General features: G+C 73.6%; 22 protein-coding genes and 2 pseudogenes. 12 read left to right on the forward strand and 12 right to left on the reverse strand.

Annotated elements, in window-relative coordinates:
- The first annotated feature begins 135 nt into the window (after positions 1-135).
- Positions 136-681: a hypothetical protein gene (locus ACWD11_RS19490; RefSeq protein ID WP_451284341.1), complete on the forward strand. Its 546-nt coding sequence runs from the start codon at positions 136-138 to the stop codon at positions 679-681.
- On the opposite strand, the gene ACWD11_RS19495 is transcribed toward ACWD11_RS19490, so the two are convergent.
- The 4 genes from ACWD11_RS19495 to ACWD11_RS19510 form a co-directional block, all read right to left on the reverse strand.
- The gene (locus ACWD11_RS19495; protein ID WP_389417912.1) at positions 669-1,226 is read right to left on the reverse strand and encodes a PadR family transcriptional regulator; all 558 of its coding nucleotides are present in this window, start codon (positions 1,224-1,226) and stop codon (positions 669-671) included. The genes ACWD11_RS19490 and ACWD11_RS19495 overlap by 13 nt on opposite strands.
- Before the next feature lie 31 nt (positions 1,227-1,257).
- Positions 1,258-3,273, reverse strand: a complete 2,016-nt coding sequence (locus ACWD11_RS19500; RefSeq protein ID WP_451284343.1) for an oxidoreductase — start codon at positions 3,271-3,273, stop codon at positions 1,258-1,260.
- A gap of 89 nt (positions 3,274-3,362) precedes the next feature.
- Positions 3,363-3,737, reverse strand: a complete 375-nt coding sequence (locus ACWD11_RS19505; RefSeq protein WP_389417910.1) for a hypothetical protein — start codon at positions 3,735-3,737, stop codon at positions 3,363-3,365.
- 115 nt (positions 3,738-3,852) lie between these two features.
- On the reverse strand, positions 3,853-4,725 hold the full coding sequence (locus ACWD11_RS19510) for a hypothetical protein (protein WP_451284345.1): 873 nt from the start codon (positions 4,723-4,725) through the stop codon (positions 3,853-3,855).
- A gap of 1,055 nt (positions 4,726-5,780) precedes the next feature.
- Between ACWD11_RS19510 and ACWD11_RS19515 the strand changes: the two genes are divergently transcribed.
- A complete protein-coding gene (locus ACWD11_RS19515) occupies positions 5,781-7,805 on the forward strand; it encodes a SpoIIE family protein phosphatase (protein WP_451284617.1) in 2,025 nt (674 codons plus the stop codon).
- Here the strand turns inward: ACWD11_RS19515 and ACWD11_RS19520 are convergent.
- Positions 7,802-8,620 (reverse strand): putative protein N(5)-glutamine methyltransferase, encoded by an 819-nt coding sequence (locus tag ACWD11_RS19520; protein ID WP_451284347.1) that lies wholly within the window; start codon positions 8,618-8,620, stop codon positions 7,802-7,804. The genes ACWD11_RS19515 and ACWD11_RS19520 overlap by 4 nt on opposite strands.
- A gap of 194 nt (positions 8,621-8,814) precedes the next feature.
- On the opposite strand from ACWD11_RS19520, the pseudogene ACWD11_RS19525 reads away from it, so the two are divergent.
- Positions 8,815-9,096: pseudogene (locus ACWD11_RS19525) on the forward strand (MarR family winged helix-turn-helix transcriptional regulator); the annotation flags it as partial.
- Here ACWD11_RS19525 and ACWD11_RS19530 read toward each other — a convergent pair.
- Positions 9,081-9,803 (reverse strand): GNAT family N-acetyltransferase, encoded by a 723-nt coding sequence (locus ACWD11_RS19530; RefSeq protein WP_451284349.1) that lies wholly within the window; start codon positions 9,801-9,803, stop codon positions 9,081-9,083. The pseudogene ACWD11_RS19525 and the gene ACWD11_RS19530 overlap by 16 nt on opposite strands.
- 136 nt (positions 9,804-9,939) lie before the next feature.
- Here ACWD11_RS19530 and ACWD11_RS19535 point away from each other — a divergent pair, with 136 nt between their 5' ends.
- The 5 genes from ACWD11_RS19535 (at position 9,940) to ACWD11_RS19555 (ending at position 14,000) form a co-directional block, all read left to right on the forward strand.
- The gene (locus tag ACWD11_RS19535) at positions 9,940-10,545 is read left to right on the forward strand and encodes a sulfite oxidase-like oxidoreductase (RefSeq protein WP_389417906.1); all 606 of its coding nucleotides are present in this window, start codon (positions 9,940-9,942) and stop codon (positions 10,543-10,545) included.
- Positions 10,538-11,293: a ferredoxin reductase gene (locus ACWD11_RS19540; RefSeq protein ID WP_451284351.1), complete on the forward strand. Its 756-nt coding sequence runs from the start codon at positions 10,538-10,540 to the stop codon at positions 11,291-11,293. The genes ACWD11_RS19535 and ACWD11_RS19540 overlap by 8 nt, the downstream gene beginning before the upstream one ends.
- Positions 11,294-11,325: 32 nt before the next feature.
- The gene (locus ACWD11_RS19545; RefSeq protein ID WP_451284352.1) at positions 11,326-11,913 is read left to right on the forward strand and encodes an Rv1733c family protein; all 588 of its coding nucleotides are present in this window, start codon (positions 11,326-11,328) and stop codon (positions 11,911-11,913) included.
- A 240-nt stretch (positions 11,914-12,153) separates the two neighbouring features.
- Positions 12,154-13,122, forward strand: a complete 969-nt coding sequence (locus tag ACWD11_RS19550) for an acetylxylan esterase (RefSeq protein WP_451284354.1) — start codon at positions 12,154-12,156, stop codon at positions 13,120-13,122.
- A gap of 134 nt (positions 13,123-13,256) precedes the next feature.
- Positions 13,257-14,000 carry a GntR family transcriptional regulator gene (locus ACWD11_RS19555; RefSeq protein WP_451284356.1) on the forward strand — a complete coding sequence of 248 codons (744 nt, stop codon included), beginning with the start codon at positions 13,257-13,259 and terminating at the stop codon, positions 13,998-14,000.
- Between the two features lie 13 nt (positions 14,001-14,013).
- On the opposite strand, the gene ACWD11_RS19560 is transcribed toward ACWD11_RS19555, so the two are convergent.
- Both ACWD11_RS19560 and ACWD11_RS19565 read right to left on the reverse strand, forming a co-directional pair.
- Positions 14,014-14,742: a class I SAM-dependent methyltransferase gene (locus ACWD11_RS19560; RefSeq protein WP_451284357.1), complete on the reverse strand. Its 729-nt coding sequence runs from the start codon at positions 14,740-14,742 to the stop codon at positions 14,014-14,016.
- Between the two features lie 5 nt (positions 14,743-14,747).
- A complete protein-coding gene (locus tag ACWD11_RS19565) occupies positions 14,748-15,311 on the reverse strand; it encodes a PadR family transcriptional regulator (protein WP_451284359.1) in 564 nt (187 codons plus the stop codon).
- A gap of 70 nt (positions 15,312-15,381) precedes the next feature.
- Here ACWD11_RS19565 and ACWD11_RS19570 point away from each other — a divergent pair, with 70 nt between their 5' ends.
- The 3 genes and pseudogenes from ACWD11_RS19570 to ACWD11_RS19580 all read left to right on the forward strand — a co-directional run.
- The gene (locus ACWD11_RS19570; protein WP_389417899.1) at positions 15,382-15,780 is read left to right on the forward strand and encodes a nuclear transport factor 2 family protein; all 399 of its coding nucleotides are present in this window, start codon (positions 15,382-15,384) and stop codon (positions 15,778-15,780) included.
- Positions 15,781-16,177: 397 nt separating this feature from the next.
- Positions 16,178-17,305: a transcription termination factor Rho gene (rho, locus tag ACWD11_RS19575; RefSeq protein ID WP_389417898.1), complete on the forward strand. Its 1,128-nt coding sequence runs from the start codon at positions 16,178-16,180 to the stop codon at positions 17,303-17,305.
- 93 nt (positions 17,306-17,398) lie between these two features.
- A pseudogene (locus tag ACWD11_RS19580) lies at positions 17,399-18,268 on the forward strand (D-alanyl-D-alanine carboxypeptidase family protein); the annotation flags it as partial.
- An 86-nt stretch (positions 18,269-18,354) separates the two neighbouring features.
- On the opposite strand, the gene ACWD11_RS19585 reads toward ACWD11_RS19580, so the two are convergent.
- Together ACWD11_RS19585 and mptB are read right to left on the reverse strand one after the other, a co-directional pair.
- The gene (locus ACWD11_RS19585; protein ID WP_451284361.1) at positions 18,355-19,722 is read right to left on the reverse strand and encodes a glycosyltransferase 87 family protein; all 1,368 of its coding nucleotides are present in this window, start codon (positions 19,720-19,722) and stop codon (positions 18,355-18,357) included.
- Positions 19,719-21,122, reverse strand: a complete 1,404-nt coding sequence (gene mptB / locus ACWD11_RS19590) for a polyprenol phosphomannose-dependent alpha 1,6 mannosyltransferase MptB (RefSeq protein ID WP_451284363.1) — start codon at positions 21,120-21,122, stop codon at positions 19,719-19,721. The genes ACWD11_RS19585 and mptB overlap by 4 nt, the downstream gene beginning before the upstream one ends.
- Before the next feature lie 112 nt (positions 21,123-21,234).
- On the opposite strand from mptB, the gene ACWD11_RS19595 reads away from it, so the two are divergent.
- Positions 21,235-22,056: an MOSC domain-containing protein gene (locus ACWD11_RS19595; protein WP_451284365.1), complete on the forward strand. Its 822-nt coding sequence runs from the start codon at positions 21,235-21,237 to the stop codon at positions 22,054-22,056.
- Positions 22,057-22,063: 7 nt separating this feature from the next.
- Here ACWD11_RS19595 and ACWD11_RS19600 read toward each other — a convergent pair whose 3' ends face one another.
- Together ACWD11_RS19600 and ACWD11_RS19605 are read right to left on the reverse strand one after the other, a co-directional pair.
- The gene (locus ACWD11_RS19600; RefSeq protein ID WP_451284367.1) at positions 22,064-23,368 is read right to left on the reverse strand and encodes a hypothetical protein; all 1,305 of its coding nucleotides are present in this window, start codon (positions 23,366-23,368) and stop codon (positions 22,064-22,066) included.
- 179 nt (positions 23,369-23,547) lie between these two features.
- Positions 23,548-24,201: a DNA-binding response regulator gene (locus ACWD11_RS19605; RefSeq protein ID WP_389417893.1), complete on the reverse strand. Its 654-nt coding sequence runs from the start codon at positions 24,199-24,201 to the stop codon at positions 23,548-23,550.
- Between the last annotated feature and the right edge of the window lie 71 nt (positions 24,202-24,272).

Raw genomic sequence — 24,272 nt, forward strand, 5'->3', positions numbered from 1 at the left:
TCACCTGCCCGGGTGCCGTCCGCATGCGCGTCGGGCCCAGAGGACGTTGGCTGACCCCGAGGCAGCACGGGCCTTTCCCGACCCTCGGCGGCGCAAGGGATGTACCGCCAACCGTGCCGCTGGAGGGCAGTCCACATGCGCAACACATCGCCAATCGTCCGCTCGGGGCTGACCGTGGCGGCCGTCGCCGCGCTTCCGCTCGCCCTGACCACCCCGACGGCCGGCGCGCAGTCCGGGATCTCCGTGAGCACCAGCGGCAACACGGTCTCGGTCACCACCAGCGCGTGCAGCCAGACCAGCTCCACCGGCAGCTGGGGCACCGCCTCGCTGCTCACCAGCAGCCAGGCCGACTTCGCCCAGGGCCGTCAGGTGGCGCTCTCGGGCACGACCACCCAGCAGTCGGCGGCCTGGTCGAGCGTCAGCCCGGGCACGTACACCGTCGTGGTGCAGTGCACGTTCAACAACCAGACCGCGGGCACCCAGGCCGTCGTCGTCTCCTCGGCCCCCACGCCCACCGTCTCCGCGACGGCCTCCCCGTCCCGCGGGGTCATGGGCGGCGTCGGCGGCGGCACCAAGGACTACGGCACGCTGACCCTCGCCGCGGGCGGCGGACTGCTGGCGATCGGCGCCGCGGCGACCGTCTGGTTCCTGCGCCGCCGCTCCAAGTCCTACCGCCTCTGAGGCTCGGCGCCGGGCAGCTCGGCGAACTCCTCCAGCGCGTGGGTGAGCCACTGGGTCCAGAAGGTCTCCAGATCGATGCCCGCCCGCAGCACCAGATGGCGCAGCCGGTCCTCGGGGCCGTCCTTTCCGGGCGGGAAGTCGCGCTCCTCGATCTCCCGGTACTCGGCCAGCTGCCGGGCGTGCAGGTCGAGATGGCGGCGCAGATCGGCCGCGATGCCCTCGGTGCCGACCACGGCCGCCGCGCGCAGCCGCAGCAGCAGCGTGTCCCGCAGCGGCTTGGGGTCCTGGGGGGCGGCGCTCCAGCGGGCCAGTTCGGCGCGGCCCGCCGGCAGGACCTCGTAGCTCTTCTTCTGGCCGCGGACGGGCTGCTCGGACGCGAGCGCGCGGATCAGCCCGTCCGCCTCCAGCTTTCCCAGCTCGCGATAGATCTGCTGATGCGTCGCCGACCAGAAGTAGCCGATCGACTTGTCGAAGCGACGGGTCAGCTCCAGCCCCGAGGACGGCTTTTCGAGCAGGGCGGTGAGGATCGCGTGCGGGAGTGACATGACGTCATCCTAGGGACGGCCCGGGACGGCCCTACAGGGCCGCCGCGACCTCCGTGCCCTGCTTGATGGCCCGCTTGGCGTCGAGTTCCGCGGCCACGTCCGCGCCGCCGATCAGGTGCGCGCTGCGGCCCGCGGCCACCAGCTCCCGGTACAGGTCGCGGCGCGGCTCCTGGCCGGTGCACAGGACGATGGTGTCGACCTTCAGGACCGTGCTCTCCTCGCCCACGGTGACATGCAGCCCGGCATCGTCGATCCGGTCGTAGCGCACGCCCGGGACCATGCGCACGCCGCGGTGCTTGAGCTCGGTGCGGTGGATCCAGCCGGTGGTCTTGCCGAGGCCCGCGCCGACCTTGGTGGTCTTGCGCTGGAGCAGGTGGACGGTGCGCGGCGGGGCGGGCCGCTCGGGCGCCGCCAGCCCGCCGGGGCCGGCGTACGTCATGTCGACGCCCCAGTGGCGGAAGTACGTCTCGGGGTCCTCGCTCGCCTTGTCGCCGCCGTCGGTGAGGAACTCGGCGACGTCGAAGCCTATGCCGCCCGCGCCGAGGATCGCGACCCGCTCGCCGACCGGCACCCGGTCGCGCAGGACGTCGAGGTAGCCGACGACGCTGGGGTGGTCGACGCCGGGGATGTCCGGGGTGCGCGGGGTGACGCCGGTGGCGACGACGACCTCGTCGTAGCCCTCCAGATCGGTGGCCTCGACGGACGTGTTCAGGCGTACGTCGACACCCCGCGCGTCGAGCTGGTGGCGGAAGTAGCGCAGGGTCTCGTCGAACTCCTGCTTGCCGGGGACCTGGCGGGCGACGTTGAGCTGGCCGCCGATCTCCCCGCCGGCGTCGTACAGGGTGACCTCGTGGCCGCGCTCGGCGGCCGAGACCGCGCAGGCCAGACCGGCCGGGCCCGCGCCCACGACCGCGACCCGCTTGCGCAGCCGGGTCGGCGCCAGGACCAGCTCCGTCTCGTGGCAGGCACGCGGGTTGACCAGGCAGGAGGTGATCTTGCCGCTGAAGGTGTGGTCGAGGCAGGCCTGGTTGCAGCCGATGCAGGTGTTGATGGCCTCGGGCCGGCCCTCGGCGGCCTTGTTCACGAACTCCGGGTCGGCGAGCATCGGGCGGGCCATGGAGACCATGTCCGCGTATCCCCCGGCGAGCAGTTCCTCGGCGAGTTCGGGGGTGTTGATGCGGTTGGTGGTCACCAGCGGGACCGACACCTCGCCCATCAGCCGCTTGGTGACCCAGGTGTACGCGCCGCGCGGAACGGAGGTGGCGATGGTGGGGATGCGGGCCTCGTGCCAGCCGATGCCGGTGTTGATGAGGGTCGCCCCGGCGGCCTCCACGGCCCGGGCGAGGGTGATCACCTCGTCCAGCGTGGAGCCGCCCGGGATCAGGTCCAGCATGGAGAGCCGGTAGACGATGATGAAGTCCTCGCCGACGGCCTCGCGGACCCGGCGCACGATCTCGACCGGGAACCGCATGCGGTTCTCGTACGAGCCGCCCCAGCGGTCGGTGCGACGGTTGGTCGGGGCGGCGATGAACTCGTTGATGAGGTAGCCCTCGGAGCCCATGATCTCGACGCCGTCGTAGCCCGCCTGCCGGGCGAGCCGGGCGGTGCGGGTGTAGTCCTCGATGGTCCGCTCGATGTCGGCGTCGGTGAGCTCGCGCGGCGGGAAGGGGCTGATCGGGGCCTGCAGCGGGCTCGGCGCGACGAGGTCCTGGTGGTAGGCGTAGCGGCCGAAGTGCAGGATCTGCAGCGCGATCCGGCCGCCCTCGCGGTGCACGGCGTCGGTGATCTGCCGGTGCTGCTCGGCCTCCGCCTCGGTGGTGAGCTTCGCGCCGCCCTCGTAGGGGCGGCCCTCGTCGTTGGGCGCGATACCGCCGGTGACGATCAGGCCGACGCCGCCGCGCGCCCGCTCCGCGTAGAAGGCGGCCATCCGCTCGAAGCCGTGCTCGGCCTCTTCCAGGCCGACGTGCATGGAGCCCATGAGGACACGGTTGGGCAGCGTGGTGAAGCCCAGGTCGAGCGGGTTCAGCAGATGCGGGTAACGGCTCATCGGGCCCCTCCGTGCGCGGCGTCGTCACCCCTGTTGTAGAGGACCGCGCACGGCTTATGCAACTAGTTGCACAATAGAAGAGACCCAGGTCACCGACTTTCCAGCCGTACGTGCAGCTCGCGCTCCTGATCACCGGAGGAGGTGCTGAGGTCATGCACCGTGAACAGGTCGTCCAAGGTGGAGCGGAAGCGCTCGATCGCCCAGTAGCCGCCCTGCACATCGGCCTCCACGGACGAGGACAGCCGCCCGTCGGGCCGCCGCTCGGCCGGGCGCGGGTCGGAGACGTCGAACGTGCCCAGCCACACCGTCGGCCGGGACTCGTGCCAGTCCTGCGGTACGTCGTCGGAGCACCGGTCCGAGTCGAAGTGCGCGCACAGGGCGTCGAACACGATCCGGGCATCCTCCTTGCTGCATCCGCTCAGTTCCACGGAAACGGATTCCGGGTGCTGTCGCTCAGTGTCCATCGTGGTCACTCCTCTCGAGGCCGTGCAGCGTCACAGCGCGGGTTCCCCCGCGACACCGTGTCGCACTCCCAGAAAAGCACCACATTCCGGGATGCACAGCCCCGAGAGGCCCGGCTCAGCCGCGGGTGAAGCGGTAGGTCTTGCTGTCGGTCAGGATGCAGAAGCCCGGCGACAGGACGATCACCCGCAGGGTGCCGGTACGGCGGTCGTAGTCGACGCCCTCCGTCTCGAAGGTGCCCGAGCAGCGGCTGCGCAGGGGGAGCTGGCGCAGGGCGGTGACCTGGCCGGTGACGTCGGTACTGCCCGGCTGGGCGGACAGGTCGATCCGGAGCAGCGGCTTGGTCACGCCGAACAGGGTCCCGGCCGGGTCGTCCGAGGAGCACAGCAGGGTGGTCGGACCGGAGAAGTCGCAGCCCTGCACGTCCCGTACGGGCCGGTCCAGGCGGACGGTGGAGACCTGCGGGAGGTTGGCCGACGGGGAGGTGCTCGGGTTGGCGCCCGGGGTCGGGAAGACGAGCAGCCGGTTCATGGTGCCGTACTCGCCGGCCAGCATCCACTGGCCGGAGGGCGCGACGGCGACCCAGGAGTTGTTCAGCGCCTCTCCGGGGCCGAGCGTGTGCACGTACTCCGACCAGGCGCCGCCCGGTGCCTGCACCCGGAACATCTTCGCGGTGCCGGAGTCGGCCTGGTACGGCTCGATGTAGTAGCCGTCGTGGGTGGCGTCCGGGTCGCCGACGTGGTTCCAGCCCCGGCTGCTCACGCCCAAGGGGATGGTGCCGATACCGGTGTAGCGGTTGGGACTGCCGGCCGGGACCTCCACGGAGGCCAGACCCTGGCTCTCGGTCAGCGGGTCGGCGCGGTCGGAGCCGACCTCGGTCCAGGTCTCGGCGGCGGACGCGGGCGGGGCGGCGGACAGGACGGCGGCACTGGCGAGGGCGACGAGTCCGGTCAGGACGGCGTGACAACGTTGCCGGGCATGCAGGGGCATGGGCCGACTCCTCGATCGGGGGGGGTGGGGTGCGGGTGCTCGGCGGACAGTGTGGCGCGCCGAGATGGTCATGTACAGACCAACAGCGGAACGGCAGTGGTCGTCTTCGGGGCGCTCGCCCGGACGCCCGGCCCCGTGTTGAGGGATGGTGGAGGTGAGCGACGCGAGAGGTCGCGGAGACGGTTGAGCGCGGTACAACTGGGGGAGTCGGCACGGGGGACGGCGTGCCGCGTGAAAGGGCGAAGGCGGTGCGTGGGATGACTGCAGCCGGATCTCCCGTGGCCCGGGACGACGAACCGCCACCGGGCGAGGAGCCCACGCGCGCCGCGGTGCCCCTGGCCGGGGGTGACGAGGCGGTGCGGGCCGTTACGCCATCCCTGGCAGGGGGTGACGAGGCGGTACGGGCCCCTGCGCCACCCGCGGGCGGGAGCGACGAGCCGGTGCGCGCCGGGCGACCCATGGACCGCGGCGACGAGCCAGTGCCGGATGACGAGCCCGTGCACGCGCCCACGCCGCCCCTGGCCGGAGGCGACCAGCCCGCGCACGCGCCCACGCCAACCGCGGCCGGGGGTGACGAACCGGTACCGGATGACGAGCCCGTGCGCGCCGCCGCGCGACTCATGGGGCGCGGCGGCGAGCCGGTAGCGGGTGACCAGCCCGTGCATGCCGCCACGCCGCCCCCGGCCGGAGGCGACCAGCCCGTAAGCGCCCCCACGCCACCTGCGGCCGAGAGCGACGAGCCGGTACCGGATCACGAGGCGGTGCGCGCCGCCGCGCTACCCGTGGACCGCGGCAACGGGCCCGTAGCGGGTGACCAGCCCGTGCATGCCGCCACGCCGCCCCTGGAGGGGGGTGACAAGCCCGTACGCGCCCCCACGCCACCCGCGGCCGGGAGTGACGAGCCCGTGCACACCCCCACACCACCCCCGGCCCGGGGCGACCAGCCCGCGCACGCCGCCGAGCCACCCCCGGCCGGAGGCGACCAGCCCGCGCACGCCGCCGCGTCCGGGGCGCTGCCCGCTCCCCCGGCCGGCGATGAACCCGTGCGGGGACCCGTGCGGCCCACCGGGCTGCTCGATGTGCTGGGCGTGGCCTCCGTCGTCCTGGACACCGACGGCCGGATCGTGCTGTGGAGTCCCCAGGCCGAGCAGCTCTTCGGCTACTCCGCACAGGAGGCGCTGGGCCGGTCCGCCGCCCGGCTGATGATCCACGAACAGCACTACGACCTGGTGGTGAAGCTGTTCGCCGATGTCCTGGAGACCGGCGAGAGCTGGGCCGGGGCCTTTCCGATCCGGCACAAGGACGGCAGCACCCGGCTGGTGGAGTTCCGCAACCAGCGGCTGCTGGACGACCTGGGTGACGTCTACGCGCTCGGTCTGGCCGCCGACCAGTCGACCGTGCGGCGACTGGAGCGGGACGTCGCGCTGTCCACCCGGATGGTCGCGCAGTCGCCGACCGGACTCGCCGTCCTCGACACCGATCTGCGGTTCGTCTCCGTCAATCCCGCGCTGGAGCGGATCAACGGCATGCCGGCCGAGGCACATCTGGGCCGTACCGTCCCCGAGGTCCTGCCCGACCTGGACACCGACGCCCTGGAGTCCGCGGTGCGGCGGGTGCTGGACAGCGGGGCGGCGCTGGTCGACCAGGCCCTCGTAGGACGCACTCCGGCCGATCCTGACGAGGAGCACGCCTGGTCGGTGTCGCTGTACCGGCTCGAGGACGCGCTCGGCACCGTGCTGGGCGTGACCTGCATGGTCGTGGACATCACCGAGCAGCACCGGGCGCAGACCGAGGCCGAGGCGGCACGCCGGCGCCTCGCGGTGATCGCCGACGCGTCCACCCGTATCGGCACCACCCTCGACCTGGACCGCACGGCATGCGAACTGGCCGATGTCGCCGTCCCCGAGCTCGCCGACATCGCGGCCGTGGACCTGCTGGAGGCGGTGGTGGAGGGCAGACGCAGCATCCTCGGCCCCACCGAACCGGCCGTGATCCGCGCCCTGGCCGTCCAGGCGGAGCATCCGTCGGAGGCGCTCGATGCCGCCGATCCGCCCGGCCAGATCGCGCGGTACGCACCCGACCGGCTGGTCACCGAGTGCGTGCGCACCGGCAGCCCGGTGATGCTGGCCGAGGTCGAGCCCGCGGACCTGCCCCGCATCGCCCGTTCCCTCGAGGCCGCCGAGCAGCTGGCCCGCGCGGGGGTGCACTCCTATCTGGCCGTGCCGCTGATCGCCCGCGGCGAGGTGCTGGGCGCCCTCGACCTGAAGCGGATGACCAACCCCCTGCCCTTCGGGGACGACGACCTGCTGCTGGCCCGGGAGTTGGCGGCCCGCGCTGCCGTACAGATCGACAACGCCCGCTGGTACCAGAACGCCCGCAACACCGCCCTCACCCTCCAGCGCAGTCTGCTGCCGAGCCATCCGCCGATGACGGGCGGCCTGGAGGTCGCCTCCCGCTACCAGCCCGCGGGCGCCACGGCGGAGGTCGGCGGCGACTGGTTCGACGTGATCCCGCTGGACGGCGGCAAGACCGCGCTGGTCGTCGGTGACGTGATGGGCAGCGGGGTGAACGCCGCCGCGACCATGGGCCGGCTGCGGACCGCGACCAACACCCTCGCCTCCCTCGACCTCGACCCCGCCCGGCTGCTGGAACACCTGGACAGGACCACGGAGGGCCTGGACCAGGCCATCGCCACCTGTGTGTACGCGGTCCACGACCCGCGGCTGCGGCAGTGCAGGATCGCCAACGCCGGGCACCTGCCACCGGTCCGCCTGCGCGACGGCCACGCCCCGGAACTGCTCGAACTGCCCACCGGGGCACCACTGGGGGTGGGCGGAGTGGCCTTCTCCACCACCACCGTGTCGCTGGAGCCCGGCGACCGGCTGGTGTTCTACACCGACGGCCTCGTCGAGACCCGCCAACACCCGCTGGACGAACGCCTCGACGCCCTGCTGCGCCTCCTCGACGGCCCCGACCGCCCCCTGGAGGAGGTCTGCGACCTCCTGCTGCGCACACTGCACCAGCCCGACAACTCCGACGACGTCGCCCTGCTCATCGCACGGGTGGCGACGCCGGGTTAGGCCCCGGGCGGCCCTGGGACGGCCAAAGACACCGTGCCGAGCACGACTTGGGCGTACCGCTCCTCGCACACCGCCGGGCGGGCTGTCAGGCCGCCGCGGGTGAAGGCCTCGACGGCGGCCGCGGTCTGCCGCTCGCTCGTCTCGACGAGCAGGCAGCCGCCCGGCGCCAGCCAGCGCGCCGCCTCACCGGCGACCCTGCGCAGCAGGTCCAGGCCGTCGGCGCCGCCGTCGAGGGCGGTCAGCGGCTCGTGGTCACGTGCCTCGGCGGGCAGCAGGGCGACCTCGCCGGTGGGCACGTAGGGGACGTTGGCGGCGAGGATGTCGACACGGCCGCGCAGGGCCGGGGGCAGCGCCCCGAACAGGTCACCGGTGTGGACCTGGCCGCCGTACGCGGCGACGTTACGGCGGGCGCAGCGCACCGCGGCCGGGTCGATGTCGGCGGCGTGCAGGGCGACCGGGCCCAGCGCCGCGGCGAGCGCGGCCCCGACGGCGCCTGAGCCGCAGCACAGGTCCACCACCACACGGGCCTCCGGGACTTGGGCGAGGGCCTGCTCGACCAGGAACTCGGTACGGCGGCGGGGGACGAAGACGCCGGGTTCGACGGCGATGCGCAGTCCGCGGAACTCGGCCCAGCCGAGGACCAGTTCGAGGGGTTGGCCGGCCGCACGCCGGTCCACCAGGGCGGCGAGCTCGGGCCCGGAGCCGGCGGTGGTCAGCAGCAACCGTGCCTCGTCTTCGGCGAAGACACAGCCCGCGGCGCGCAACGTGGCGACGACGGCGTCACGGGAGAGGGAAAGGGGAGACAGGGAAGACAAAGGGGGCCTCTCGGAATCCGAAGGGCGCTCCTCGGGTCACCGGCGAACGGCGACGGCACCGACGCGCGGGGAGAGCACCCGACCTGACACTGCGGTAATGGGTCTCACCCCCTCGGTGCGACACGTCCGGGACGCTCCGCGGACGGCCGTCAGCCTACCCAGTGATCTCCGCCGATGTCTGCCGAGTTGTGATGAACGGCGGCTGCCGGGCCACCGACCTCGCGGCGCGCTACGCCCTGGACAAGTCCACCGTGAGCCGCCAGGTGGCCGCCCTGGAGCGCGACGGCCTCATCGGGCGCAGCCTCGACCCGGACGACCACCGGGTGCAGGTGCTGCACCTGGCGGACGCCGGGCGGCGGCTCCTCGCCCAGGTCACCGAGCGGCGGCGGACGGTGGTGCGGGAGCGGCCGGCCGACTGGCCGGACGAGGATCTGGAGCGGTTCGCCGAGTACCTGGTGCGCTACAACGCCGGTTGAGCCGCCGGTTCCAGAAGGTCCTCCGGGACGTGGGTGCCGAGGAAGACGGTGCTGCGGTGCAGACGGAAGCCCAGCGCCTCGTACAGCCGGATCGCGCCGGTGTTGTCCGCGGCCGCCTGCAGGAAGGGCGTCTCGCCGCGCTCCTGGATGCCGTGGGCGACGGCGAGCACCAGCCGTCCGGCCAGGCCCTGGCCCCGGACGGAAGGGTCGGTGCACACCGCGCTGATCTCCGTCCAGCCCGGCGGCCGCAGCCGCTCCCCCGCCATGGCGACCAGGGCACCGTCCCGGCGTATGCCGAGGTAGGTGCCGAGTTCGAGGGTGCGGGCCCGGAACGGTCCCGGGCGGGTGCGGGCGACCAGGTCGAGCATCTCGGGCACGTCGGCCGGGCCGAGGCGGACCGCCTCGGGGTCCGGTGCGCCCGCCACGTCCGGGCCGACGAGCTGCACGCCCTCGGCGCGGAAGACGGTCTCCCAGCCCTCGGGCGCCGGGCCCCGGAAGCCGATCAGCAGGGCCTCGTTGCCGGGACCGGCGAGAGCGGCGATGTCGGCCCAGTCGGCGGGCTCCGGGTCCTCGGGAAGCGCCACCCAGGGCGCCACCTCGGCGGGGTAGCGCAGGACCCGGCCCCGCTGCTCGGCGAGCCGGGCCTGCGGGCCGGTCAGCGCGGTCCAGGCCGGGTTGTCGAGGACCTGCTCGTACGCCTTGGACATCTGCTCCCTCTCTCCTTCGCCGCCACAGAAACCAAGCAAGATCGGCGGGCGGCTATTCCCGCCCGGCCGGACCAGTACGGTTGAATGAGCAACGTACTGATCACGGCCGTCCCGGCGGTCTGGAGGCACCACCCGCATGAACGTCACCCGAGGCTTCACCGGACGCCCACGCGTCCCCGACCCCGGACTGCCACCCGGCCAGTACGACGCCGGCGACGACTGGCCCGTGCTGTCCGCCGAGGTCACGCCCGATCTCGCGCCCGCAGAGTGGACGTTCCGCGTCGACGGCCTGGTCGACGAACCCCGCACCTGGACCTGGGACGAGGCCCACGCGCTGCCCGGATCGGTCTACGAGGGCGACATCCACTGCGTGACGAGCTGGTCGAAGTTCGGGGTGCGGTTCGGGGGCGTCTCCCTGGACGCCTTCCTCAGTGTGGTCCGGCCCCATGCCTGCGCCACCCATGCCGTGGCCTACTCACACACCGGGTACACCACGAACCTCCCGCTCGCGGACCTCACCGGCGGGCGCGCCTGGATCGCCTGGGAGTACGACGGCCGGCCGCTCGCCCCGGAGCACGGCGGCCCGGCGCGGCTGCTGGTGCCGCATCTGTACTTCTGGAAGAGCGCCAAGTGGATCGCGGGCCTGCGGATCCTCGACCACGACGAGCCGGGCTTCTGGGAGCAGAACGGCTACCACGAGCGGGGCAACCCGTGGGAGGAGCAGCGGTACTCCGGTGACTGAGACCTTCACTCCCCCGACCCGCTTCGCCGTGCCGGGACGTATCGCGGTGAGTCAGCAGACGGCGACGGTGTGGCAGACCGCCACCATCGCCGAGATCCGGCGCGAGACCCCGCGCGCGGCCACCGTCCGGCTCGCGGTGCCCGCCTGGGCGGGGCATCTGCCCGGCCAGCATCTGATGCTGCGGCTGACCGCCGAGGACGGCTACGCGGCCCAGCGCCACTATTCGATCGCGTCCGCGCCCGACGACTCCGGGCACATCGAGCTGACCCTGGACCATGTCGAGGGCGGCGAGGTCTCCGGCTGGTTCCACACCGTCGCCCGGCCCGGCGACCGGGTCGAGGTCCGCGGACCGGTCAGCGGCTTCTTCGCCTGGCCCGGTGACCGGCCGGCGCTGCTGATCGGCGCCGGATCCGGGGTCGTCCCGCTGATGTCGATGGTCCGCCACCACCGGGCGCGCGGCCTGGACGTGCCGCTGCGGCTGCTGGTGTCGGCGCGCAGCCCCGAGGAGCTGATCTACGCGCGGGAGTACGGCGCGGAGACGACGCCCGTGTTCACGCGGAGCGCGCCGGAGGGCCTGCCGGTCGGACGTGTGTCGGCCGCACATGTGGCGCCGCTCCTGGCCGAGCGGCCGCCTGGTGGGTGGGAGGCCTATGTGTGCGGCTCCAACGGGTTCGCCGAGCACGCCTCGCGGCTGCTCGTGGAGGCGGGCCAGCCGGTCGACCGGATCCGCATCGAGCGCTTCGGCTGACTTCCGCGCGCCTCGGCGGGTACGCGGCCGGCGTGACGAGGACGCGAGCACCCGGCCGGCGCCGCCGGGACAACCCGCTGCGGCGCCGGTCCGATGTCATGGAGGCGTGGGCGCTAGTGGTGGTGGCCGTCCTGCTGTTCCTGGCCGCGCCGCTGGCCGGGGTGGTGGCGGGCTGGTGGGCCCATGACGACGCCCGGGCCACGGCGGCGGCCCAGCGCGCCGACCGCCACCGGATCCGCGCGCAGGTGACCGGCGCGGCGGCCTCGGGATCCCTCCCCACCGTGCAGAGCACCGAGCGCAAGCAACGGGTGACGGTGCGCTGGACGGACCCGGACGGCACGCGCCGCACGGACACGGCCCTGGTCCCGGCCGGCGCCCTCCGCGGTGAGCGGGTCGACGTGTGGCTCGACTCCGCTGGCCGCAGCGTCTCCCCACCGACGACCGGGGCGACGATCTGGCAGCACACCGTGACGATCGGCGTCTGCGCGACGGCCGGTACTGCGGGCCTCGTCCTTCTCGGACACGCCCTGTTCCGCCGCGTCACGACCGCGCACCGGCTCACGGAGTGGGAGCGGGAGTGGGCCCGCGTCGAGCCGCAGTGGAGCCGACGGGACGCCTGAAGAGCGGGCGGTGACCCGACCACCAGGGAGGATGGGCCCGTCGCCGGCGATCTCCCGCCCGGCATGCCCGGCTGCCAACTCGGCCGCCCCGACCAGCACTTCTGCCCTGCGGCCGGGCCGCCGACCGGACTCGCCACGGCGTCGGCACGGGACGCGGACCCCGGGATGATCTGGCGAAAGGTCCGATCACCCCCGTACCGTGTGATCATCCGCAGGCCCTCCTCCCAAAGGCGGTCTTCCATGGCCCTGTTCGACCTTCCGCTCGACGAACTGCGGGAGTACCGCAGTGACTCCGTCGTGCCCGAGGACTTCGACCCCTTCTGGTCCAAGACACTCCAGGAGGCCCGCGCACACGATCTGGACGCCCGCTTCGAGCCGGTCGACACGGGGCTGGCCACGGTGACGGTGTACGACGTGACGTTCGCGGGGTTCGGCGGTCATCCGGTGAAGGGCTGGCTGACGCTGCCCGCGGCTGCTGAGGAACCGGTGCCGCTGGTGGTGGAGTTCGTCGGGTACGGGGGCGGGCGCGGGCTGCCGCACGAGCACCTGCTGTGGGCGTCCACCGGGCGCGCGCACTTCGTGATGGACACCCGCGGCCAGGGCAGCGCCTGGGGCGGTGGCGGCGGTACGGCGGACCCGGTGGGCGGGGCGCCCGCCTACCCCGGCTTCATGACGCGCGGTGTCGACGCACCCGAGAACTACTACTACCGGCGGGTGTTCACGGACGCGGTGCGCGCGGTGGAGGCGGCCCGTTCGCATCCGCTGACGGATGCCTCGCGGACCGTGGCGGTGGGCGCCAGCCAGGGTGGCGGGATCACGATCGCCGTGGGCGGTCTGGTGCCGGACCTGACGGCCGTCGCCCCGGACGTGCCGTTCCTGTGCGACTACCCGCGCGCCGCGACGCTGACCGACCGGCACCCGTACCGCGAGATCGGCCTCTACCTCAAGACGCACCGCGGCCGCGGCGAGGACGTGCTGCGCACGCTCTCCTACTTCGACGGCGTCCACTTCGCCGCCCGCGGCACGGCCCCCGCCCTGTTCTCGGCCGCCCTGGAGGACCAGACCTGCCCGCCCTCGACCGTCTTCGCGGCCTACAACGCCTGGGCGCACGACGCCAAGGCGATCGAGGTGTACGAGTTCAACGACCACGAGGGCGGCGGGCCGTATCACGAGGCGGCCAAGATGCGCTGGCTGGGGTCGTACGTCTGACGCGTGCGGTGATCCGTGGGCCGGTTTCGGCCGAACCGGCCCGACGGCCTTCCCTGCTGGTTTAGACCAATGGTAGATCTGGTGGCGCAATGAGTCGGCATGGCTACGGCACGTCACCAACAGGAGGGCGCGGCATGGCCCGCACCACCCCGCACGACCACTCGCTCACCGAGGCACAGCCCCTCTACTGGCGGATCGCGACGCAGTTGCTCGGCGAGCTGCGCGACGGCACGATCCCGCCCGGCGAACGGCTGCCGGGCGAGCGGCACTTGGCCCGGCACTTCGGGGTCAGCAGGGAGACCGTACGGCAGGCGCTGGAGGTGCTGCGGCACGACGGCCTGGTCGCCACCGACCGGCGCGGCAGCCACGCCACACTGCCCGGTCTGCCGGTCGAGAATCCCGCGGCGCTCACCTTCCCGGTCGGCGCCCGGGCGGCCGATCCGGGCGCCGTCGACCGGGCGACGGTGGCGTGGGAGACGCCCCCGCCGGGCCACGCCGAGGCCCTGGGCCTGGCCCCGCACCGCCGGACCCTCGTGCACCGCTACGAGTCCGCGGGCGCCGACGGGGGCGGCCGCCGCATGGCCGTCACGTCCTTCTCCGACGTGGCCGTGGCCGAGGTGGCGGAACTGGCCCGCTACCGGGACCGCGCCGACGGCTCCACCTCGGCCCAACTGCACCGCGCCTACGACTGGATGCGCAAGGCGGGCCTGGACCTTCACCACCGGGACTCCATCACCCCGCTCGCGGGCGCGGCGTCGGTACGGGTCACGCGGCGCGTGCACGACCAGTACGCCCGTCCGCTGGAGATCACCGAACTGGTCGTGGACGCCCGACAGGACGCGCTGGTCTACGAGTTCACGCTGCCGGCGGCCGTCTGAGCAGGATCGTCCCTCACGTCGGCCGGCGCGCCACGATCACCCGGACCCTCGGGCTCCCGTCCCGCCGCCGGCCGAACTCGGGCAGGGGCTCCAGGGTGACGGAGAATCCGGCGCGCTCCAGCTCCGGGACCACCTCGCCCAGCCGGAACGCCCGGTAGTACATGACGAACGGCGGGCGCCACACGGCGTTGCGGATCCGCATCACCGCGTCGAAGCCGAGCAGCGTCCAGTACGCCCGCGATCCGGGGCCGGGCGGGGCGACGACCGGGAAGACGAACGCCCCGCCGTGCCGCAGGACGGAGCGCACCTGGGCGAACAGGCCCGGCAGTTCGCGGGGCAGGAAGTGCCCGAACGCGCCGAAGCTCACCGCGAGGTCGAAGGCGGGCGCGAACGGCAGGGCGCGGGCGTCGGCGCGGACGTAGGACACCGGCGGCGCGGCGGCGGGGCGGGGGCGCTCGCGGGCGACGGTGAGCATGCCCGCGCTGAAGTCGAGGCCGACGACTGCGCGGCGGCACACGCGCGTGAGGACGTCGGTCCCGGCGCCGGTGCCGCAGCACAGGTCGAGCCCGGTGCCGAAGGGCCCTTTGCGCTCCAGTGCCGCGGCGACGGCGTCGAGCACCGAGTCCGGGGTGCGGAAGGGGGTGTGGTCGAACTTCGGGGCGAGCAGGTCGTAGCCGCGTTCGACGGACGACAGCGCCTGGACGGCGAGTTCGCGCAGGGAGGGGCCTTCGGGGCTGAACATCCGCGTCAGCCTAGAGGACTCCGCTGCTTCAGTACGGCGAGAACGCGCTCGCACCAGCCCACGTTGCCGCGCTCGTAGTCGATGCCGGCGAGCAGGGTGAGATAGGGCCCGACGCGGTCGCTCACGCGCAGGTACTCCTCCTCGGACCGCCCGGCCAGCAGCCGCTCGCGCACCCGCTCGTAGCGGGCGAGTTTGCCCCGGGACCAGCTCATCCGCTCCTCGATCAGCGCGCGGGCGGGGCCGGGGTCCGCGTCGTCCAGGGCCTGGATCTTGATCATGAGTTCGTCGCGCAGGGCCGCCGGGCGGCGCACCGGCTCGGCGGCGAAGGAGTCCAGCTCCTCCCGGCCCGCCTCGGTGAGGGTGAACATCCGTTTGTTGGGCCGCCGTTCCTGCTGCACCACCCGGGCCTCGATCAGGCCGTCCTGTGTCAGGCGCTCCAGCTCCCGGTAGAGCTGCTGGGGGGTCGAGGCCCAGAAGTTCGCGAAGGACACGTCGAACACCTTGGACAGCTCGTATCCCGACGCCTCCCCCTCCAGGAGGGCGGCGAGGACGGCGTACTTCAGCGACATATGGACAACGCTAGCAGGGGGTGACTAATCTCTTCTGCACCTACTCAAAAAATTGACTATGGAGGCCGCGATGAAGGCGTTCCGCGAGGCGATCGAGGCATGGGACCTCGACGCCGCCGAGGCACTGCTGGCCGAGGACGTCGTCTTCACCAGCCCGGTGGTGTTCAAGCCGTACCCCGGCAAGGCGCTCACGGCCGCGATCCTGCGCGGGGTGGCGCGGGTCTTCGAGGACTTCCGCTACATCCGGGAGATCGACGACGCGGGCGGCCGGGACCACGCGCTGGTCTTCACCGCGCGCGTGGGCGACCGCGAGATCCAGGGCTGCGACTTCCTCCACGTCAACGAGGACGGCCTGATCGACGAGTTCACCGTCATGGTCCGCCCCCTGTCGGCCGCCCAGGCGCTCCAGGCCGCCATGGCCGCGCAGTTCGAGCAGATCGCCAAGGACGCGGAGGCACGTTCCGTCTGAGCCTCAGCCCTGGGGCCGACCGGTTTTTCCGCCGCCCTCGCCGTCCGCCACGCGCGGAACAGGCGAGGGCGGCGCCGCGTTGACGCAGGCAGGAGTGGCCGCCCCGCGGCTTGCCGGTGCGGCCGCGCCTCCCCCTGCTCCACGCAACCCTCGCCAGGCGCTGAACCGGCGTGGTACCGTCCCGTCAGCACTTGTGCACGCCCTGTCCAGGGCGCCGGTGCCAGTTCTCCTTCAGCCGGCCGGTGTCGTACCGGCCTCCTCGCCACCTCGTGACCAGCGGTTCCGTCGTACCCGAGGTGCTGTTTCCCGCCGCCCGGAGGCGCTTCGTCCGCCCCGTTCTCGCGGCTCCCCCTTCCTCGCATGTCCCATGCCGTACGTCCGTGAAAGGACACCCATCATGACCACCACACTCGAACCCCCCGTACAGCAGACCGCCCCGCAGACCGTCACCGGTGTGCTCGACATCGACGCAGGCGGGAAGGGGTTTCTGCGCGCCGGAAGCCTGCTCGCCGCCTCCTCCGACCTCCAGGTCTCCCCCGCCCTGATCCGCCGTCACGGCCTGCGCAAGGGCGACCTCGTCGAAGGCGTACGGGGCGACCGGCGGACCCTCACCGAGGTCGCCCGCGTCAACGGCCGCGCCCCCGAACGCGACCGCCGGAACTTCGGCGACCTGACGCCGCTGCACCCGAGCGAGCGGCTCCGGCTCGAACACCCGGCGGCCGGGCTCACCGGGCGCGTCGCCGACCTGATCGCCCCCGTCGGCAAGGGCCAGCGCGGGCTGATCGTCGCCCCGCCCAAGACCGGCAAGACGGTCCTGCTCCAGCAGATCGCCGCCGCGGTCGCCGGCAACCACCCCGAGGCCCGCCTGATGGTGGTGCTGCTCGACGAACGCCCCGAGGAAGTCACCGACATGCGGCGCTCCGTGCGCGGCGAGGTGTACGCCTCGACGTTCGACCGGGCGCCCAAGGACCACATCGCGCTCGCCGACCTCGTCATCGAGCGGGCCAAGCGGCTCGTCGAGGCGGGCGAGGACGTGGTGATCCTGCTCGACTCGCTGACCCGGCTGTGCCGGGCGCACAACAACGCGGCCGCCGCCGGTGGCCGCACCCTCAGCGGCGGCGTCGACGCTTCCGCGCTGATCGGCCCCAAGCGCTTCTTCGGCGCCGCCCGCGCGGCCGAGGAGGGCGGCTCGCTCACCATCCTCGCCACCGCCCTGGTCGAGACCGGCTCACGCGCCGACGACTACTTCTTCGAGGAGCTCAAGGGCACCGGCAACATGGAGCTGCGGCTCAGCCGCGACCTCGCCTTCCGCCGCGTCTTCCCGGCCGTCGACCTCAACCCCTCCGGCACCCGCCGCGAGGAACTGCTCCTGAGCCCGGCCGAGTTGACCGCCGTGCGCGGTCTGCGCCGGGTCCTCCAGGGCAAGGACGCCCTGGACACCCTCCTGCAGCGGATGCGCGAGACCCCGGACAACGCGACCTTCCTGCGCCGGATCCAGCCGACGCTGCCCGCGGATCCCGCCTGACCGACCCGGACCGCGTGCGGCATCCGGGTGCTCGCGGGCGACGCTCCGTCCGGGCAGCGCGGTGTGTCGCCGAGCGCTTTCTACGTTGATCATATGAAGATCGGATTCTCTTACCGGGTGACCGTCTCGGCCTGCGTGCTCTGTGTGGCGGGCCTGTGGGGGCTCACGCCCACCGCGGCGGCCGACCGGGGCGACACGGGCCCCGCCGCGGCGGCCGACCGGGGCGACGCCGGCCCCGGTGGGACGGAGCGGGGTCGGGGGGCGGCGGTTCCGCCGGCGTCGTTGCTGCACCGTCCCGGTACGCAGGTGCGGCTGCGCGCGGGGGCGCCCCGGGTGCCCCGGGTCTCGGCGCTGTCGTGGGTGGTCGCCGACGCCGGTACCGGTGAGGTGCTCGCCGCGCACGACGCGCACCGCAGACTGCCGCCCGCCAGCACCCTCAAGGCGCTCTTCGCCCTCACCCTGCTGCCCGCCCTGCCCGGCGGGATCCGGCACACGGTCGACGAGGAGGAGCTGGCGGGCGTCGGTGCGGGCAGCAGCCTGGTCGGGGTCGCCGAGGGGCGCACCTACCGGGTCACCGATCTGTGGAACGGGGTGTTCCTCAACTCCGGGAACGACGCCGTGCACGTCCTTGCGCGGCTGACCGGCGGCTGGCGCGCCACGGCCGCCCGGATGCAGGCCAAGGCCCGGGCGCTCGGCGCCCTCGACACCCAGGTGCTGTCGCCGGACGGCTACGACACACCGGGCCAGGTGTCCTCGGCGTACGACCTCGCGGTGTTCGGCCGGGCGGGGCTGCGCAACAAGGACTTCGCGCGGTACTGCGCCACCGTCGAGGCCAGGTTCCCGGGCCGCGGCGGATGGTCGTACCCCATCCGCAACACCAACCGGCTGCTGACCGGCGCCGACGGCGTCGCCCCCTACCCCGGCCTGATCGGCGTCAAGAACGGCTACACCAGCCGGGCCGGCCACACGCTGGTGTCGGCCGCCCGTAAGGGGAACCGGACCCTCGTCGTCACGGTGATGAACCCTCAGTACGGCGGCGGACTGGCCGTCTACGAGGAGGCCCGGGAGCTGCTGGACTGGGGTTTCGCCGCGGCTGGCCGGGTGGAACCGGTGGGCTCGCTGGACGCGCTGCGGGCCAGGCCCCGGCCGGGGCCCGAGCCGGTGTCCGAGCCGGTGTCCGCAGGGGCCGTCGCGGCGCCGGCGGAGGCGGGCCCGGGCTGGGCCGAGGCCGGACTGGTGGCGGCCGCCACCGTGCTCGGCGCCGGGGCCGTCGCGGTCGCCCTGCGGCTAAGGAAGGGCCGAACTGCGGGGAGTTGACCCACCGGCAGCCACAGCAGCAGCCCCAGCGTGATCCAGACGTAGGCGTTGGAGCCGAGGAAACCGTCGATGCCGGAGGCGTCGTCGAACCACAGCCACACCACGCTCGTGCACAGCACCGCGTACAGGGTGCCCGCGATGCGCGGGTGCCCGGCGCGGATCAGCACGGCGAACGAGGGCAGCAGCCACACCAGATGGTGCACCCAGGTGATGGGGCTGACCAGACACGCCGTCAGGCCCGTCAGGGCGAAGGCCGCGATCCACTCCCCCGCGGCGACCGCCCGGCTCGCCCGCCACGCCCACACGCACAACACCAGCAGCACGGCGACCGCCCACAGCGCGCGGTCCGGTGCGCCGAGCCGGGCCAGGACACCTTGCAGGGACTGGTTGGAGACGTACTCCAGGCGGCCGATACGGGTGGTGTCCCACAGGGCCCGGGTCCAGTAGAAGCGCGAGGCGTCCGGGGCCACCCAGGCCGCCAGGGCCGTCGCTCCGAGGGCCACGGCCGTGGCGACCGCGGCCGCCCGCCACCGGCGGGCCAGCAGGAGCAGGCCGATGAAGACGGCGGGCGTGAGTTTGATCGCGGCGGCCAGCCCGATGCCGTAGCCCGCCCGGCGCCCCCGTCCGGTGGCCAGGAGCCAGGCGTCCGTCAACACCAGGGCGAGCAGCACCACGTTGACCTGGCCGAAGCTGAACGTATCGCGCAGCGGCTCGAACAGGGCGAGCGCGCAGACGCCGAGCACGCAGCCGAACCAGCCGTGCCGCCGCCAGTCCCGTCCGGCCAGGATGCGCACCACCACGGCCAGCGCCGCAAGGTTGAGCAGCAGAGTGACGACGACGGCGGCGGGCAGGTCCAGCAGGGCCATGGGCAGCATGACGACGGCGGCGAACGGCGGGTAGGTGAAGCCGTACGTCGTGCCGGGGACCAGGTAGTCGTAGATGCGTCCGCCGTGGTGGATCCAGCTGTCCACGGTGCCGTGGTAGACGCGCAGGTCGAACCAGTCGCGCAACAGCGGCACGGTCGCGGTGAACACCGTCACGGCGGCGACGAGGAGCAGCGCGAGCGGCAGCCGTCCGCGGTCGGAGCGGGGCAGTCTCATGCGGTACGCCCCCGGCCCGGCGCGAGTTCCGCCTGGTGGGCCTGGAACAGCACGACCACCGCGAGCACCCCGCCGGAGACGGCCAGCACCAACTGGCCGGTGTCCGCCGGGCCCCCGCTGGGCAGGGTGGCGAGCGCCAGTACGCCCGTCACGGCCGCCACCCGGTGCCGCACCGAGGCGCTGGGCGCCGCGGCGGCGATGAGGAACAGGCCCCACAGGGCGTACCAGGGGCGGATCGCGGGACCGAGGGCGGCCACGGCGGCGAGGCTCAGGCCGAGCGCGTACACCGGGCGCGGTCTCAGCCGCAGCCAGATGACCGCGACGGCGACCACGGCCGCGGCGACCCCGAGCGCGTGCCACGCGGGCACGGCCAGGGGTGCCAGGTCGCTGCCGAGCCCTTCCAGGAGAGCGCGGGTGGCGCGGCCGAGGAGGCTGGTGAGCGCCCAGTTGTGCGGCGAGACCGGGGTGTCGAGGGCGCCGATCCAGCCGTATCCGGTACCGGCGACGGCGGTCGCTGCGACCGTCGTGGCGGCGGTGGCCGCCGCGGTCGTCCGCACGGCCCGGGCCGGCGGGCGGCCCGCCCGCACCTGGAGGACGACGACGGCGGCCAGGCCGAGCACCGCGGGCGCCTTGACCAGGGCGGCGAGGGTGACGAGTACGGCGCCCAGGACCGGCCACCGGCCGAGCGCGGCGACCAGGCCGAGCCCGAGCAGGCCGAGCATGACGGCGTCGTTGTGGGCCCCGGCGATCAGGTGCAGCAGGACCAGCGGGTTGAGCGCGCCGAGCCACAGGGCGGCGGCCGGATCGGCGCCGCTGTGCCGGGCCAGAGGGGGCAGGGCGGCCGCCATCAGGGCCACCCCGAGGAGGGCGACGAGCCGCATCCCGAAGAGCCCCGCGGGGAGTTCACCGCTGGTCAGCGCCGACAGCGCGGAGGCCAGGGCGAGGAAGACCGGGCCGTACGGCGCTCCCGTGTGCTGCCACAGCGGGGCGACCTCGTCGGCAAGCGGACCGCCGAGCCGGGACGGCCCGTGGGTGTAGACGTCGAGGTGGGCGTCCACCATGGCGCCCTGCGCGAGATAGCTGTACACGTCCCGGCTGAACAGCGGCGGGGCGAGCAGCAGCGGGGCCGCCCACACGGCGAGGGTGACCAGCAGGGCGCGGGGTGCCGGCGGTCCGTCGCCGAGCAGGAGACGGCCCAGCAGTGCCCATGCCGCTATCAGCAGGACGACGCCGAAGTACACACCGATCAGGCCGAGGGCGGCCTCGGCGGAGGAAGGGGCGAGGAGGTCCCGGACGGGCAGTGCTCCGGCGGTGCCGCCGCCTGCCGCGAGGGAGGCGGTACCGGCCAGTCCGAGCACCTGGCAGCGGCGGAGATCGACGGGAAAAGCCGTGGCCAACACGCGGTCAGCGTGTCAACGTCGGGTGGCCGGAAATCGACGCGGTTCCCTCCGGTGGGAAGCCGACGTGTGTCCGGCGCGTGGCAGCCTGGCCACCGACCGGAGGAGGCGGCGCATGGCCGATGTCCTGGAACTCTTCTGCTACCCCGTCAAGGGCTGCGCGGGTACGTCGGTGAGTGACGCGCTCCTCACCCCGGCGGGGCCGGCGCACGACCGCAGCTTCATGGTCATCGGCGAGGACGGTGTCCACCGCACCCAGCGCCGTCATCCCCGCCTCGCTCTGATCCGGCCCGCCGTCAGCGCCGACGGCAGCCGGCTCACCCTCGACGCGCGCGGCTCGACCGTGCACATCGACGTGACCACCTCCGCGCCGCGACGCGACGTCGACCTGTTCGGCGAGGCTTTCCAAGGGATCGACCAGGGCGACGAAGCCGCCGACTGGCTCTCGGAGGTGCTGGGCACCCCCAGCCGTCTGGTCCGGGTGCCTCCGGAACATGACCGGATCGCCGACGGCTGGACGCCGGGCCCGTCGGGTTACGCCGACAGCAGCGCCGTGCACCTGCTGACCCGGTCCTCCCTCGCCCTGCTCGACCAGCGGCTGCCCGAGCCGCTGCCGATGAACCGCTTCCGGCCGAACATCGTCGTCGGCGGCGACGGTTGGGCGGCCGATCCTCATGCCGAGGACCGCGCGCGCCGCATCACGATCGGCGGGACCGAACTCGGTTACGCCAAGCTCGCGGTGCGCTGCGCGGTCACCCTCGTCGACCAGGAGACCGGCGCCCGGCAGGGCAAGGAACCGCTGCGCACGCTCGCGGCCTACCGGCGCGCGGCGAGCGGAGGAGTGGTGTTCGGCGCCAAGTTCTCCGTGCTGCGGCCGGGAAAGCTGTCCGTCGGCGACGAGGTGGTCGTCCAGGAGTGGGGCGACGCCGAACGGTAGGCCCCGCTCACCGGAAGCGGGAGCTGGGTACCGGGCCCGAGGACGGCAGGTGGGCGCGGTCGCCCTGGAGCCAGGTGTCGCGTACGGCCGTCACGAACCGCGTGAGCCGTTCGTCCGGGTCCGCGGGCGACTCGCCGTCCCCCTCGTCCGGGGCCGGGTCGGCGGCGACGATGTCCGCGGCGATCTCGGACTCGGGGCGGGCGTCGGCGGCGGTGCGCTCCACTCCGCCGTCCTGCGCCTGCTGGAGCACTCCGTCCCAGGGTGCCGTGGCCGACTGGTGGAGCAGGGTGACGCTGTCGGCGGTGACGGCCGGCGGGTCGGTCCAGCAACTGGCGTGCTCGTGCAGGATCTGGCCGGGCGTCCGCTCGAAGAGATGGTCGATGATCTCGGGGCTCACCTCGTTCAGGTCGTACGCCACGACCACGGTGTCCGCCCGCTCGGGGGCGAAGGGCAGTGCCGGAAGTCCGAGCACCTCGGCCGCGGCCAGGCCCAGGATCCGGCTGCCGCGGTCGGGCAGCAGGGACACGGACGTGGGCCGTGCGCCGGCGGCGGCCAGCACCGTCCTCAGCCGGAGCAGGCCGTGCAGGCACTGGTCGCAGGTGTCCTGGAGCCAGGCGTACCGCCCCGTCATGCCCGCGTCGAAACCGTAGGGGGACAGCGTGCCGAGGACGGTGCCGCCCAGGACGTACTGCCAGCCCCGCAGATCCGAGCGGTCCAGCGCGCCGCCCGTCTCCACGCTCGCCGCGCGCTCCAGCATGCGGCGCTGACGGGCCTGCGCGGACAGCCACTGCTCGTCCTCCGGGTCCGTGAGCAGCGCGTGCTGACGGCGGGCCAGGGCGAGGTCGCCGGACATGAGGGCGTTGTGGACCAGGAGATAGCGGTCCGGCCAGGCGTCGAGGGTGCTTTCGTGCGCGGCCAGTACCTGTACGGCCTCGCCGTGCCGCTCCTCGCCCTCGTAGGCGGAGACCAGCTCGCGCAGCGCCGCCTTGGAGTCCGGCACCAGGCGCAGGGCCTCGCGCAGGGCGGGTATCGCCAGATGGGCGACGCCGCGCTCCACGCACGCGTACCCGAAGTCGTAGAGCTCCTGCGGCCGGTCGGGACGGGAGGCGAGGGCCTCGGCCGCTTGCCGGAGGTCGTCGAACCCGGCGGAACCGGCCGCCCGGGCGATGACGAGGGCCAGCTCGCCGAGGGGCAGTTCGTCCGTGCCGGACCGCAGGTGGCGCAGGGCGCCGGGGACGTCCCCGGCGTCCAGGGACTCCCAGGCCTTGAGGAGTTCGGGGGACTTCGGGCGACGAGACTTGCGCGAGAACATGAGGGCGATCTTCGCCCGGGGCGGGGCAGGGTCTCAACCGGATTAGGCGCCGCGCGCCCGCTCAGCGGTTCAGACCCTGCTCCCCCGTGCGACCGCGTGCTCCGCGATACGAGCCCGGCTCACCCACGCGCCCGCCCGCTACAGCGATTCCCACCCCGCCCACCCACGCACCCGCCCGCTCAGCGGTTCAAGCCGAGTTCGCCCGCGCGCATCCCGGCCTGGAAGCGGGACCCGGCGTCGAGGGTGTCGAGCAGTTCGGCGACCCGGCGTCGGTAGGTGCGCAGGGACATACCGAGTTCGCGCGCCGCGGTCACGTCGGTGACGCCCGAGCCCAGCGCGCGCAGGACCGTCCGGCTCCCCGCGTCGAGCCGGGGCCGCTCCGCGCGCAGGAACTCCTCAAGACCGGTGGCGGCCTCCCAGGCGGCCTCGTACAGCGCGTGGACGCCGCCGACCAGCGTGGGCGCGCTGGTCACGGTGTACTCACGGCCGCCGGGAGTGCCGGCCCCGGCGAGGATCGCGTACTGCCGGTCGATGATGATCGTCTCGTGCGGCAGAGCGGCGGCGGCGATCCGTACCTGGCCGCCCTCGGCGACGATGTCGCCCAGGTGCGCGCGGCTGTGCTCGTCGGCCAGCGCGGCGGGGCTGTACAGCTTGCGCACCCGCAGGGTGCCGCTGCGTCGGACCCGGTCCCGGGCCGCCTGCCGGGCGCCGTGGTGCGGCCAGGTGCCGAGGTCGCGGGCGGCGCAGACGAACTCCTCGCGAACCGCGGAGAACAGGTGCGCGGTGCGGGCGAGCAGCTCCAGGTCGCCGTGGATCGTCACGATCTCTGCCACGCGCTCATTCTGCCCGATGGCAGCAAGCTGCCACGGGCTCGCGGCACCGACGCCCCGCCTCCCAAGCTGGG

It is taken from the genome of Streptomyces sp. NPDC002776 (assembly GCF_053592195.1).